This window comes from Phyllobacterium myrsinacearum, assembly GCF_014138285.1.
Classification (GTDB): Bacteria; Pseudomonadota; Alphaproteobacteria; order Rhizobiales; family Rhizobiaceae; genus Phyllobacterium; species Phyllobacterium myrsinacearum_A.
Genome location: NZ_JACGXN010000001.1, coordinates 641,649 through 654,681 on the forward strand (window position 1 = coordinate 641,649; position 13,033 = coordinate 654,681).

Below are 13,033 nucleotides of genomic sequence, written 5' to 3' on the forward strand. Positions count from 1 at the left end.
CTTCGTCTTTTTCCCGCATATTGGCAGCATGAGTGATCAATCCGTTGCCGATAACAGGAATTGCCATGCGTCCGATTTATAGAAAAGTTTCCTTCCTGCGCCGGTCGCGCGCCATGTGGGGAAATACCCGTGTCTGGCGGCCGCGCCTTGTTTTCTGGGCAGGTGCACTCGCCATCGGTGTCGTCAGTGTCCTCTTCGCCAAGCTGGCTGATGTTGCCCAGGAATCGTTTCATGGCATTATCGGAACAAGCGACTGGACCACACTCCTGCCGTTGATCATTACCCCCCTGGGCTTTGTCTTCTGTGCCTATATGGCCTTCAGCTTCTTCCCCAATGCGCAAGGAAGCGGCATTCCGCAAGCCATCGCGGCCCGTCATCTCAACGATCACGAGGATCGTGTCAGGCTGCTTTCCCTGCGTATGGTTTTTGGCAAAATCCTCCTGACCATTGTAGGGTTGTTTTCAGGGGCCTCCATTGGCCGCGAGGGCCCAACCGTTCAGGTCGGTGCATCGTTGATGCTGCAGGTGGCGCGCTGGGGCGGCATGGCGCAGGCGCGCGGGCTTATTCTTGCAGGTTCTGCCGCTGGTATTGCCGCAGCGTTCAATACACCGCTTGCCGGCATTGTCTTTGCCATCGAAGAAATGGGCCGCTCTTACGAAGCACGTACCAACGGCCTTGTTCTTACCGCCGTGATCCTCTCCGGCCTCGCGGCAATCGGGCTTGTCGGCAATTACACGTATTTCGGCGCATCGGCGGCAGCAGCCACGGGCTTTTCCGACTGGCTGCTGGTTATTCTGTGCGGCATTGGCGGCGGCGCGTTCGGTGCCTTTTTCAGTGCCGGTGCCATCAAGGCATTGCGCAGGATCAAGCGCTGGACAGCCCCCGATCCATTTCGCCGTAGCTTGCTGCTAGCTGCGGTGTGCGGTTTTGCCGTGGCGCTGATCGGTGTTGCCTCAGGTGGTACAACCTTCGGCACGGGTTATGAGCAGGCACGCGGCGCTGTGGAAGGTCATGCCCTGCCCTGGTACTTCTTTCTGGAGAAGTTGCTCGCCAGCTTTCTTTCCATGGTCTCCGGCATTCCCGGCGGTATTTTTGCGCCCTCGCTGTCCGTCGGCGCGAGTTTCGGCAGCACAGTCGGTTTGCTGACCGGCAGCAATATCGGCCTCGCGGCTGTGCTCGGCATGGCTGGCTACTTCGCCGGTGTGGTGCAAGCGCCGATGACGGCTTTCGTCATCATTCTGGAAATGACCGGAAGTCATGACAGCGTCATTGCCCTGATGTGCACATCCATGCTCGGTTACGGAACGGCACGCATCATTTCGCATGAACCGCTCTATCATGCACTTTCTCGGGTGTTCATTGCCGATGCGATCCGGCGCAAGCGCGCCGAAGCCGCATCAGCAACGCCGGAACAGAATCAGACGTCGAACTGATAGGTAACCGGCACGAAGCGATAGCCGCTTCCAAGCCGCTCGAGATAACCAGCTGATGGGAACGGCATGTGGTAGCCGATAAATGGCACCCGGTCGGTGGCGATCATATCGAGTACCCGCTTGCGCGTCTCGATGCCTTTGGCCCGGTCCGTGTCAAAAGCCACCTCCCATTCGGGATGCTGCAGGGATGCGACGTAATGATTGGCGGTATCGGCGGTCAGCACCACGCGCTTGCCAGCGGATTCCACATGGAAAATCATATGGCCGGGCGTGTGGCCGTAGGCTGCCTCACTGGTGATACCGGATACAATGGCATCCCCAGCCTTGATGAAGGTGGTCTTTTCCGCTAGCGGTTTTACCTTGGCTGCAACGCCCTTGGCACCCGCTTCAGCAGGCGTACCCGCCCGCGCCGGATCGGTCCAGAAATCATATTCGATTTGCCCGGCGATATAGCGCGCATTGGCGAAACCTGGCGTGTCGCCGTTCATCAGACCACCGATATGGTCACCGTGCATATGTGTGGTGACAACAACACTCACCTGATCGGGCGTGTAACCTGCCGCTTTCAGATTGGCTTCCAGCTGGCCGAAGCCGTTGTCGCGCCCTGCGACACCAAAACCCGTGTCGAACAGGATCAGTTCAGCACCGGTATTGATCAGCACCGGCGCAAAACCATTGACGAGTGTTGTTTCGGGCAGAAAGTTGGCACGCATCAGTTCGCCCACTTTCTCCTGGGACTGATCAGCACCAAACGTCGGGAATGGCCCATCGGAGACACGCAGACCATCGAGGAGTGTGGTGATTTCAAATTCACCCAGTTTGAAGCGCTTGAAGCCCGGCGACTTGACGTTTGAAAGCGGAACGGCAGCGGAGGCAGGTTCGGATATGACCTGCGACATGGCAAGGCCGCCGGCTATGGCACTTGACGCCAGAAACAAATCGCGGCGGGAAATCTCGTATGAGGTCATGACATCATCTCCTTCGGGCAGTCTTGGGTCTGCGGTTGAGATTTGGCTCGCGCAACGCGGGGCTGCCGAACTGCTCCGTTTTGCATAGCGGAAAATCTCATGGCGCTGGATCACATCTGATTGATCGGTGCTTGAGCACCCGTCACACTGGTGCTATCGCAGCGCCAGCAAGGGTTATTTTTGAGTGTGAGTCCCGCGACGGACCCCGATTGCTGACGAAGCTCTTTGTTGAGAACTGGAATTCATTGTGAATCGCATTGTTCCGCTCGTGCTCGCTGTCGCCCTGTTCATGGAACAGATGGACTCGACCGTCATATCCACGTCCCTGCCCGCCATTGCCGCGGATATCGGTACAAGCCCCATTGCGCTCAAACTTGCACTGACGGCCTATCTCGTCTCGCTGGCCGTGTTCATCCCTGTCAGCGGCTGGATGGCCGATCGTTTTGGCGCCAAGAATGTGTTTCGCGCGGCCATCATCGTATTCGTACTTGGTTCGATTGCCTGTGCAGCATCCAACTCACTGCTGGCATTCGTCGTGTCACGCTTCATGCAGGGCATTGGCGGCGCCATGATGACACCTGTCGGAAGACTTGTTCTGGTCCGCTCCACACCGCGCAGTGAACTCGTCGGCGCCATGGCCTGGCTGACCGTACCGGCATTGGTCGGTCCGCTGGTTGGACCACCCATCGGCGGATTTCTCACCACCTATTTCACCTGGCACTGGATTTTCCTGATCAACGTTCCCATCGGTATTGCCGGCATCTGGTTTGCCACGCGCTATCTGCCTGACGTGGAAACCCTGATCCAGCGTAAACTCGACGTGGCCGGCTTTTTCCTCAGCGGCATTGCTGCATCAGGTGTTGTGTTCGGGCTCTCCGTTGTCAGCCTGCCGGCCCTGCCCTCATGGGTTGGGTTCTCGACGCTCGGCGTCGGCATCGTCTCGACGGCACTTTATCTTATCCATGCCAAACGCACGCCGGAACCACTGCTTGCGCTCGACCTTTTCAAGAATCAGGTTTTCCGTGCTTCGATTGTCGGGGGCAGCCTGTTCCGGATCGGCGTCGGCGCAACGCCTTTCCTACTGCCGCTGATGTTTCAGATCGGCTTCGGCATGACGCCGTTCCAATCCGGCCTCATGACCTTCATATCGGCGGCAGGTGCGATAGGCATGAAATTCGTGACCAAATGGTTCTTCCGCAAGACGGGTTTTCGCAATGCACTGATGTATGGGTCACTGGTTGCTGCAACCTTTATTGCCATGAATGGTTTCTTCACGCCGGAAACACCGACCGCTCTCATTCTTGGCCTGCTGCTTGTTGCGGGTTTCTTCCGCTCGCTGTTCTTCACCGGCACCAATGCACTTGGCTATGCGGAAGTGCCGAATGAGCAGACCAGCCTCGCCACCCCCATCGCCTCGGTCGCCCAGCAGATATCGATTGCACTCGGCGTTGCGGTGGCAGGCGGCATTCTGGAAGTGTCCACCAGCATGCATGGTGGGCCATTGCAGCTCTCGGATTTCCAGACGGCATTCTTCATGGTTGCCGCTATATCGTCGCTGGCGTTCTTCTCATTCGTCGGCCTGAAGCCTGATGCAGGGGCCGAAGTATCCGGTCACTACCCGAGTGCAAAACCCGCCCCTGCGGAATAGATTACCGCCCGATGCTCTACGACCTGCCCTTGAAATCACGGGCAAGCAGATAGAGTTCCACAGACTCGGCACGCGATGCCGGTGGCTTGACGTGGTGCACGGATTTGAAATGCTGCTTGAGCAATGTCAGCACTTCATTTTCCGTGCCGCCCTGAAAGGTCTTGGTCAGGAAGTGACCACCCGGACGCAACACGGAAACGGCGAAATCAGCCGCCACTTCGCACAGATGCGTTGTACGGATGTGGTCAGTGCGGCGGTGGCCTGTGGTTGGAGCTGCCATATCCGACAATACGATATCCGGCTGCCCGCCCAGTGCTTCGATCAATTTGTCGGGCGCCGCATCGTCGAGGAAATCCATTTCGAGCAGCGTCACGCCGGGCAAGGGGGGGATGTGGAGATAATCGATACCGACAACCGTCGGCGCATCCTCGGGAGAGCCAACAATCCCGGCTGCAATCTGGCTCCAGCCACCGGGAGCGGCACCCAGATCGATGATGCGCTGACCCTTTTTCAGGATCTTGTAACGGTCATCGATTTCGATCAGTTTGTAGGCCGCGCGGGAACGATAGCCGTCGGCCTTCGACCGCTGCACATAGGGATCGTTGATATGACGTTCCAGCCAGCGGCGCGATGATTCCTTGATCGTGCCGGCCTTCTTCTTGATTTTGGTATGAAGGCCGCGCGTACCTGTGCCACCGCGCCCGCCCGTTGTTGTCTTAGCCATTGGGAATTTACGCCCCTCTTTTACGCGACATTGGCGCGAAACCACCGATTGCGCCACGCGCCATCGCGCGACATGAGTTCAGTCAAAATACCTTCACGCAGACCGCGATCGGCCACACGCAGTTTCTGGCTGGGCCAGACATTGCGGATTGCATCCAGAATGGCGCAGCCCGCGAGAACAAGATCAGCCCGGTCTGCACCGATGCAGGGATTGGCAACCCGCTCGTCAAAACTCCACGACAGGAGCTTGCTCGTCATCTCGGTCACGTCATCATTCTGCATCCAGATACCATCGATGCGGCGCCGGTCATAGCGGTCCAGACCAAGATGGATGCCAGCAAGCGTCGTTACTGTACCAGAGGTACCGAGCAGGTGAAAATTCTGGCTGTTGACGAGATCACCGAGCTTATGCCGTTCGGAGAAATCATTGAGGAGTTCCGCCACATGATTGACCATGACGGCAAAATTGTCGGTCGTCACATCACGGCCGCCAAAACGTTCGGCCAGCGTAACAACACCGACAGGCAGCGACGTCCATGCGATGATATGCTCGGCCAGACGCGGCGAGCGGCGCTCCGATACGTCAATCAAGGCAATCTCGGAGGAACCGCCGCCAATATCGAACAGGACAACCGCATCGGTTTCCCGCTCGACCAGCGTGCCGCAGCCGGAAACGGCGAGGCGCGCTTCTGTCTGACGGTTGATGATTTCCAGATCAAGGCCGGTCTCGTGTTTGACCTGATCGAGAAACTCCGCGCCGTTTTCCGCCTGACGGCAGGCCTCGGTCGCAATGAGCCGGGCCCGTCGCACATCGTGATTTTCCAGCTTGTCGCGGCAAATCTTCAACGCTTCGATCGCGCGGCTCATGGCATTCGGGCTCAGGCGCCCGGTTGCGCCAAGTCCCTCGCCGAGACGAACAATACGCGAAAACGCATCAATGACGCGGAATTGACCCGGCCGCGTGGGTGTTGCGACAAGGAGACGGCAGTTGTTTGTGCCGAGATCCAAGGCAGCATAGAGCGGAGCCCCCGCATATTTCGGCTCACGCCGCGCGGTATCGGCAGGCTCCGGAGATTTTATCGGGCCGCTCTGTTCCACGGTCGCGGCGACAATGGCTTCCTGCTGCTTTGCGCCGGAACGGCCCCGGCGCCTGTGGCGGTTCGGGCGGCGTTTCTTGCCTGTCTTGGCTAATGCAGGCGTGCCGGCTTCTGCCGCTGGATCAGCAGGCGTCGTGGTGACAACGGTGTTCGCAGTCGAAACAGCGCCGTGTTTCGACTTGCCACGCCGACGGCGGCGCGCGCGTTTCTTGGGGTTCTTGTCGAAGCGTCCTTCTTGGGAATCAGGCTGGCTCTCCTGCGATTGACGCGCAGAATCCGCATGTGGCCCGGGTCCGTTCTTGGCGGGACCTGCGGTGCTATTTGACACCGGATGACCGCCAGACGCCCCTTCATTCGACGCTTTGCGGGCGTCCGATTCGGGGTCTTTCAAAATCTTATCCTTCGGCGCCGCGCGAACCTCTGGAGGACGCAGGCAAGGCGCTTGTTCATTAACGTTGGGGACAATGTAACATCATTTGCCGAATATAAAAGTGCCTGAAGGAAATTAGGCGGCCACGACAAGGTGTTGGCAACGCCGTTTTTCAGATTTCGATGATGGTGCCCGGTCAAAACTGGACATCGGAAAAGCGGCAGATTATGGATGACCGCCCTGTCCCCGATAGAGGCTTGTCCCCATGCAAAATGATAGTCCCCCAGACCGCGAACACTGGGCCCGCGTTGCCAGGCAATGGATTGCCTGGGCGCGTTCGCCGCAACATGACGCCTATTGGTCCTACCGGAATTCGCTCGTCGCGTTTATCGGCAAAGGAACAGGCAAAGCTCTCGATGTCGGCTGCGGTGAAGGCCGTGTTTCACGCGATCTCAAGACGCTTGGATATTACGTCACCGCAACCGACACCGTTGCTGAAATGGTGGAAGCGGCCAGACAAGCGGACTCGGCCGACGAATATGCCGTTTCGGATGCCACATCGCTGAGTTTCGAGGACGGTACATTCGATCTGGTCGTTGCCTACAATGTGTTGATGGACGTCGAAGACGTTCCCCGAAGCGTCAGGGAAATGCGGAGGGTCATGCGCCCTGGCGGTACCTTGCTGGTCTCACTGGTTCATCCATTCCGGGATCGCGGCAGCTTCACAGACGATACCCCTGACGCACCGTTTGTCGTCTCAGGCACGTATTACGGCCGCGAACGCTTCGAAGGCAGCGAGGAACGCGATGGCCTGAAGATGGATTTTGCCGGGTGGTCACAACCGCTGCAGGATTATATGGCTGCGCTGGAAGCCGCCGGACTTGCCATCACCTCATTGCTTGAGCCCCAGCCGGATGCGGAACTACAGACAACTTTACAGCAATGGTCACGTATTCCGCTGTTCCTCTGGTTCAAAGCCCGTCCGTTGGCCGCATAGTTTCCAAAGGCCTGTCCATGAGACAGGCCTTTTCGCTGCGATCAACCGAACTTGACAAAATTGTGAATAACGAGCGGACCGCCGGGGAAACCCGCCATCTTCTGACCGGCCGCCAGATTGCCAAGATCAAGGGCGAAGAAGCCAAGTTTTTCAAACAGGGCACCGACTTTTACCTTGGCATCCGCGTCATCGCCCGAATAGAACAGGACACGATGGCCCCCTTCCGCCTCCGGATCACCGGCAAGCAAAGCCGCCGGCAAATGATTGAGCGCTTTCACAAGTTTTGCACCGGGTACAAGATCCCCGACAACTTCGCCCGACAAACGTCCCTTGAGATCGAAAGGCTTGAATTCCGGAGCCTCGATTGCGTTGTTGGCGTCAATCACGATGCGGCCGTTCCAGGTGGGCAGACCGGCCAGTGCCTGCGGCAGTTTCGTCCAGTTGACGGCTATCAAAACAATATCCGCATTCGCGGCCTGTTGCACTGTGCCCGCCTTGATGGATGGTCCAAGCTCAGCCACCAATTCCTTCAACGAATCTGGCCCGCGACTGTTGGAAATGGTTGCTTCAACCCCCTTGCGGGCCAGTGCTCGTGCAAAAGCCGAGCCGATCAGTCCAGATCCGATAATACCAATGCTCATGATCTTATTCCTTTTGTGAATGCATGGAATTGCATGATCTGAAAATGGGCCATCCATTCATTGACGATAAGCGGGTAATGACTTTAAATATTTTCAAGTATCAGTTGAAGGTATGGATATGGAAACCTTGACCAATCTGGAGTCGTTTGTACGCAGCGCGGAAACCGGCGGCTTTTCCGCAGCGGCACGGCGCCTGATGCTGACACCCGCGGCGGTCAGCCGGAATGTGGCCATACTCGAACGCAATCTTGGCGTGCGGCTGTTTCATCGCAGCACACGTAATCTGACGCTGACGGAGGAAGGCGAGCGTTTCCTTCAGGCGATCCGCACAAATCTCGATGATCTGCAGGCGGCGATTGCTAACGTTGCAGCCCATCGCGACGAGCCGGCCGGGGTGCTCAAGGTCAGCATGAGCCCGACGCTCGGCATTGGATTTGTCATGCCGCTGCTTCCAGATTTCCTTGAACGTTTTCCGTTGATCCGGCCGGAATGGCACTTTGAAAACCGGCAGGTTGACCTGATTGCGGAAGGTTTCGACGCGGCCATCGGCGGCGGTTTCGAGCTCCTGCCCGGAGTGGTGTCGCGCTCGCTTGCAACCCTTCATCTCGTTGCCGTTGCCTCTCCTGTCTATATGCAGGGACGCGCATTTCCGGCAGATCCGGCAGGGCTTGCCACTATGGACGGCATTGTCCTGCGCCAGCAGCGCACCGGACGCATCCCCGTGCGCATGATGCTCAACAGTGCCGGAGTGGAAATGCCGGCGCATATCAGAGAAAGGATTGTCGTCAACGATCCGGCGGCCATGCTTCAGGCGGCTTTGCTCGGTCTGGGCGTTAGCATTCTTTCGGCACCCGTTGCCCTGCCCCTTTTGGAAAGCGGCAAACTCATTCGCCTTTTGCCAGACTGGTATGCCGATGCCGGAGCCGTGTCGATCTATTATGCCAGCCGCCGATTGCTGCCAGCAAAAACGCGGGTATTCGTTGATTTTATCGCCGAAGCATTCCGGCAAGGGCGGCTGACGAAAAGTTTTGCGGGTGTCTTGGGATAATGCGATCTGGAGAACGGCGCCATCAGGCGGCAGCGCCACTCCTGTCTTCAGATCAGGCGGTTGCTCTCGACCATGTGTTTCTGGCGCCGGATTTTGCCGTCGCTATCAGGAACGTCCCGCCGCATCTTGTTCTTGACCAAAGGGATGGGTTTGGCCGGTTTTGCACTGGCAACCGGTGCTTGGGTAACCGGCATCTTCATCCCTTTCAGGAAGCTCAAAGCTCGTTGCATCATCATGATTTTTCTCCTCCAACGGAAATGCCATAGGGCCGCAGCGGACCGATGGCCCAGCGGAAGGAAGTGCAGCATTTTGGCAAGTGGGACGACACTATCACTGTTCCGCTGCGGTAGATAGAGAGCCGCAATTAAACCGCAAATCATGGCGATTGTTTTGCCATCGCCTTTTGGATATCCTCGTTTCAGATTTGGCTCTTCGCGGCGTCAGAGGTTCTCGACCCGCCAATCTCATTCCAAAGTGGCGACGGGTTTTTCAACGTTGCACGACGACTGATCTCCGGCATCCGCCGGGATGAGAACACAGCAGGCCAGCTTCCGCTGCTTGCCACTTCCAAAGGAGGGTTGGCATGTTCACGCGTACGACACATTCCATCGTCCATTTCAACGCACCATTCGCGTTGAAAGGTGTGGACAAGACATTGCCCGCCGGTGACTACGATGTGGATCAGGATGAAGAACTGATCGACGGGCTGTCCCGGGCCGCCTACCGCCGTGTAGCCACGTTCATCCATGTTCCGGCCCGGTCATCAAAGTTCAGCACCCGGCAGGTTTTTCCGATCGATCACTTTGATCTGGAAGCCGCGCTTCTCGAGGATCAGTCCCGGCCAGAATAATCCTCTTTCGCCCCGATTCCCCACCAAAACCTCAAGGAGAACCACCATGGCTAAAGGTCAACAGCGCAGCAACCGCGAAGTGCGCAAACCCAAGAAGGACAAGGTTGAGGTAAAAGCCGCTGTTCCGTTTGCAAGTTCCATTGGCAAACAGACAGAAGTGATCGGCAAGGGCAAACCCAAAACCTAAGGGCATGTCCGTACCCCAGCATTCGAATGTTCAGGTGCGGCGTGATCCTCGAGATCACGCCGCACTGCTTTTTGGATATGACGTTCCTCCGTCATGATTGGCTTCAACCATTATCAACACAACGAAGCGAGACCACGTGCCCTAGCTTATCCAAGCTTTGCCAGCACCAACCCCAAACAACCGTCAAGTGCAAAATTAGAACAAAACAGGAACAAATTCCTTTTCAAGCGGCTCGGCTTATGGCACTCTTGGTTCAGAAGGAGATTCCGATGAACGCGATATTGAAACAACCAGAAGACGAAATCGACGAAGCATTGGCTTATCATCAGGGCGACACACGGGCGACAATTGCAGCACTTCTCGCCGAACGTGAGTTCCTCTTGCGGGAAATCGAATACGCCTCCCTGGCCATGTCCTATGGCTTCGCACGGGGCTGGACACCCGGACAGAATCGGAATGCACGATAGACTTGTGGAGCGCCGCGTGCGATGATTGTGGCTCAAAAAATGCGAGACACGATGAAACACAGTCCAAAACAAATGCCTGAAGTTGGTGTCCGCCCGAAGCGGGTTCTCAGTCCTTCGGAACAGAAAAGCCTGGCCACAACCGCTGCCGCTTCCGCCATCATCAATGATGAGACCGCGAAGTGGGAAAACAAGACCGCCCGCCTGAAGGCCCTGCGTCTGGCCAAGGAAGCGGAAGAAGAGGCGGAAAGCGCGTTGAAACCGGCCAAGAAGCCTGCGAAAACCAAAGCGAAGGCAAAGGTGACGCTCGCAACCAAGGGTAAATAGCTTACAGTTATCCATACCTGCCTTAACGCAGCCCGCCAGCTGCGGGCGGTTCAATTTATTGGAACTGAGGAACACTTGCGCATGATGCATGGTCCCCGGCATCCCTTAAATATTGCTCGATGAAAACGCCAAATATAGCAGTTGAATCATGCTAAGTTTTTATAATTAAATTATTTTTTCGAGCGCAGCATTGACGGGATGACCTTCAGGCCCTATGTATAGCCCATCGGTATTTGGTAGTTTGTTTTTAGTTTTATTGCGCCATAGCGCTCTCAACGATCCTTCTTCAAAAATCGAGCTAAAACTATCGGGCGTCGCCCGGTAGGTGACCAAAACATATTCCTTGAAAGGGTTCATTATGAGCACTGGAACAGTAAAGTGGTTTAACTCCACAAAAGGCTTCGGCTTCATTCAGCCAGACGATGGTTCGGCAGATGTGTTCGTTCACATCTCCGCAGTTGAGCGCGCTGGTATGCGCAGCCTCAATGACGGTCAGAAGATCAACTTCGAGTTGGTCCGTGACAACAAGTCCGGCAAGATGACTGCTGACCAGCTTCAGGCTGGCTAAATAATTCGTCTTCGCGTCTTTGACCACGGATGTACTGGCACTGACTGCAGAGATGAATTTGAGAAGGTCGGGTTTTCCCGGCCTTTTATTTTGCCTTTCGACAACTTCGATCACCCATCTGCACGAACTTTCGCTTTCTCTCCGGACGTGACCGAACCAGAGATGCAAGGCAGTTGCAGAGCGCTCGCTATTTGCCTGCCACGCCGCAACCAAAAGCCACCGCTGCCAATCTCCAAGATTTGGCAATCATGCATTCTTCCAAGACATTTCAGCGCATTCTCCAAGAAACCTCTGGAAAGAATTTTTGTGGCATCCCACAGTGCGAGTCACTCTTGCGCCAGTATTGGGAATCCAGCTGGCCTATCTCGTATTGTTTGAAGGAGCCTTGCGGCCATGAAAGTTCTCGTCCTTGGAAGTGGCGTCGTTGGCGTCACGTCAGCCTGGTATCTGGCCCAGGCTGGTCACGAGGTGGTGGTTGTCGACCGGCAACCTGGCCCGGCTCTGGAGACAAGCTTTGCCAATGCCGGTGAAATCTCGCCCGGCTATTCATCGCCATGGGCAGGTCCTGGGGTTCCCGTCAAAGCCATCAAATGGATGCTGATGCATTTCGGGCCGCTCGTCGTGCGGCCGAAGTTCGATCCCTATATGGCTCTTTGGTTGATGCGTATGCTGCGCAATTGTACATCGGCACGCTATGCCCGCAACAAGATCCGCATGGTCCCCATCGCTGAATACAGCCGTGACTCGCTCCGTGATTTGCGGGCCGAGACCGGAATCGCCTATGATGAACGCAGTCAGGGCACGTTGCAGCTCTTCCGCAAGCAAAGCCAGTATGACGGCACCGCGGGCGATATCGAGGTGTTGAAGCAATTCGGCGTGCCCTATGAGCTTCTCGATCCTGCGGGCTGCATCGCCGCCGAACCGGCGCTCGCCAATGTACGTGAGAAATTTGTCGGCGGTCTGCGTCTTCCCGGAGATGAAACCGGCGATTGCAAGATATTCACGGAGAAACTGGCGGCCCTTGCGGCAGAAAAGGGCGTGACGTTCCGCTTCAACACTACGATCACCTCGATCAACACCAGCAGCAACCGCATTGCGAGCGTATCTACAGAGACCGAAGAGTTGACGGCGGATGCCTATGTGGTCGCATTTGGCAGTTACTCGCCGTTTCTCTTGCGCCATATCGGCGTGCCAGTGCCGGTTTACCCCATCAAGGGCTATTCCATTACCGTGCCCATCGCCGATGCACAATGCGCGCCGGAATCCACCGTTATGGATGAGACCTACAAGGTTGCGATCACACGGCTTGGCGACCGCATCCGTGTGGGCGGCACCGCTGAAATCTCCGGCTATGACCTGACCTTGCGCGATGCCCGCAAAGCCACATTGCAGCATTCTGTCGGCGATCTCTTCCCCGGCGGCGGTGACCTGTCGAAGGCAACCTTCTGGTCCGGCCTACGGCCGATGACACCGGACGGTCCGCCCATTATTGGCGGCGGCACCAAATACCAGAACCTTTATCTCAACACCGGTCACGGCACGCTCGGCTGGACCATGTCCTGCGGTTCCGGCCGAGTGCTGGCCGACATCATTTCCGGGAAAACGCCCGATGTTGACGCATCGGAACTCGGCATCAGCCGTTACGCGTAAGAGACCGGCAACGATCTGCCTTCTGCCTGCAACTCTTGCGCTTGGGGCAGAAGGCAAAATCT

Annotated in this window: 15 protein-coding genes; 10 read left to right on the plus strand and 5 right to left on the minus strand. The window is 56.8% G+C overall.

Annotated elements, in window-relative coordinates:
* Window positions 1-65 precede the first annotated feature (65 nt).
* The gene (locus tag FHW16_RS03260) at window positions 66-1,433 is read left to right on the plus strand and encodes a chloride channel protein (RefSeq protein WP_182547711.1); all 1,368 of its coding nucleotides are present in this window, start codon (window positions 66-68) and stop codon (window positions 1,431-1,433) included.
* Here the strand turns inward: FHW16_RS03260 and FHW16_RS03265 are convergent.
* Window positions 1,418-2,401, minus strand: coding sequence for an MBL fold metallo-hydrolase (locus FHW16_RS03265; protein WP_182547712.1), 984 nt, complete (start codon window positions 2,399-2,401; stop codon window positions 1,418-1,420). The genes FHW16_RS03260 and FHW16_RS03265 overlap by 16 nt on opposite strands.
* Window positions 2,402-2,648: 247 nt before the next feature.
* On the opposite strand from FHW16_RS03265, the gene FHW16_RS03270 reads away from it, so the two are divergent.
* Window positions 2,649-4,049 carry an MFS transporter gene (locus FHW16_RS03270; protein ID WP_182547713.1) on the plus strand — a complete coding sequence of 467 codons (1,401 nt, stop codon included), beginning with the start codon at window positions 2,649-2,651 and terminating at the stop codon, window positions 4,047-4,049.
* A gap of 16 nt (window positions 4,050-4,065) precedes the next feature.
* On the opposite strand, the gene FHW16_RS03275 is transcribed toward FHW16_RS03270, so the two are convergent.
* On the minus strand, window positions 4,066-4,773 hold the full coding sequence (locus tag FHW16_RS03275; RefSeq protein ID WP_182547714.1) for an RlmE family RNA methyltransferase: 708 nt from the start codon (window positions 4,771-4,773) through the stop codon (window positions 4,066-4,068).
* A gap of 20 nt (window positions 4,774-4,793) precedes the next feature.
* Window positions 4,794-6,260 carry a Ppx/GppA phosphatase family protein gene (locus FHW16_RS03280; protein ID WP_182547715.1) on the minus strand — a complete coding sequence of 489 codons (1,467 nt, stop codon included), beginning with the start codon at window positions 6,258-6,260 and terminating at the stop codon, window positions 4,794-4,796.
* Window positions 6,261-6,504: 244 nt separating this feature from the next.
* Here FHW16_RS03280 and FHW16_RS03285 point away from each other — a divergent pair, with 244 nt between their 5' ends.
* Complete coding sequence (locus FHW16_RS03285; protein WP_182547716.1) at window positions 6,505-7,236, plus strand: class I SAM-dependent methyltransferase; 732 nt, start codon at window positions 6,505-6,507, stop codon at window positions 7,234-7,236.
* A gap of 41 nt (window positions 7,237-7,277) precedes the next feature.
* On the opposite strand, the gene FHW16_RS03290 is transcribed toward FHW16_RS03285, so the two are convergent.
* Window positions 7,278-7,877: an NAD(P)-binding domain-containing protein gene (locus tag FHW16_RS03290; RefSeq protein ID WP_182547717.1), complete on the minus strand. Its 600-nt coding sequence runs from the start codon at window positions 7,875-7,877 to the stop codon at window positions 7,278-7,280.
* A gap of 118 nt (window positions 7,878-7,995) precedes the next feature.
* On the opposite strand from FHW16_RS03290, the gene FHW16_RS03295 reads away from it, so the two are divergent.
* Window positions 7,996-8,925, plus strand: a complete 930-nt coding sequence (locus FHW16_RS03295) for a LysR family transcriptional regulator (protein ID WP_182547718.1) — start codon at window positions 7,996-7,998, stop codon at window positions 8,923-8,925.
* 47 nt (window positions 8,926-8,972) lie between these two features.
* Here FHW16_RS03295 and FHW16_RS03300 read toward each other — a convergent pair whose 3' ends face one another.
* Window positions 8,973-9,161, minus strand: a complete 189-nt coding sequence (locus FHW16_RS03300; protein WP_182547719.1) for a hypothetical protein — start codon at window positions 9,159-9,161, stop codon at window positions 8,973-8,975.
* Window positions 9,162-9,508: 347 nt separating this feature from the next.
* Here FHW16_RS03300 and FHW16_RS03305 point away from each other — a divergent pair, with 347 nt between their 5' ends.
* The 6 genes from FHW16_RS03305 (at window position 9,509) to FHW16_RS03330 (ending at window position 12,971) form a co-directional block, all read left to right on the plus strand.
* Entirely contained in the window at window positions 9,509-9,775 is a 267-nt protein-coding gene (locus FHW16_RS03305; protein ID WP_182547720.1) for a hypothetical protein, read from the plus strand.
* A gap of 46 nt (window positions 9,776-9,821) precedes the next feature.
* Window positions 9,822-9,962 carry a hypothetical protein gene (locus FHW16_RS03310; RefSeq protein ID WP_182547721.1) on the plus strand — a complete coding sequence of 47 codons (141 nt, stop codon included), beginning with the start codon at window positions 9,822-9,824 and terminating at the stop codon, window positions 9,960-9,962.
* A gap of 269 nt (window positions 9,963-10,231) precedes the next feature.
* Complete coding sequence (locus tag FHW16_RS03315) at window positions 10,232-10,429, plus strand: hypothetical protein (protein WP_112530306.1); 198 nt, start codon at window positions 10,232-10,234, stop codon at window positions 10,427-10,429.
* A gap of 51 nt (window positions 10,430-10,480) precedes the next feature.
* The gene (locus tag FHW16_RS03320; protein ID WP_182547722.1) at window positions 10,481-10,753 is read left to right on the plus strand and encodes a hypothetical protein; all 273 of its coding nucleotides are present in this window, start codon (window positions 10,481-10,483) and stop codon (window positions 10,751-10,753) included.
* Between the two features lie 358 nt (window positions 10,754-11,111).
* Window positions 11,112-11,321 carry a cold-shock protein gene (locus FHW16_RS03325; RefSeq protein WP_182547723.1) on the plus strand — a complete coding sequence of 70 codons (210 nt, stop codon included), beginning with the start codon at window positions 11,112-11,114 and terminating at the stop codon, window positions 11,319-11,321.
* Window positions 11,322-11,714: 393 nt separating this feature from the next.
* Complete coding sequence (locus FHW16_RS03330) at window positions 11,715-12,971, plus strand: D-amino acid dehydrogenase (RefSeq protein WP_182547724.1); 1,257 nt, start codon at window positions 11,715-11,717, stop codon at window positions 12,969-12,971.
* Window positions 12,972-13,033: the final 62 nt, after the last annotated feature.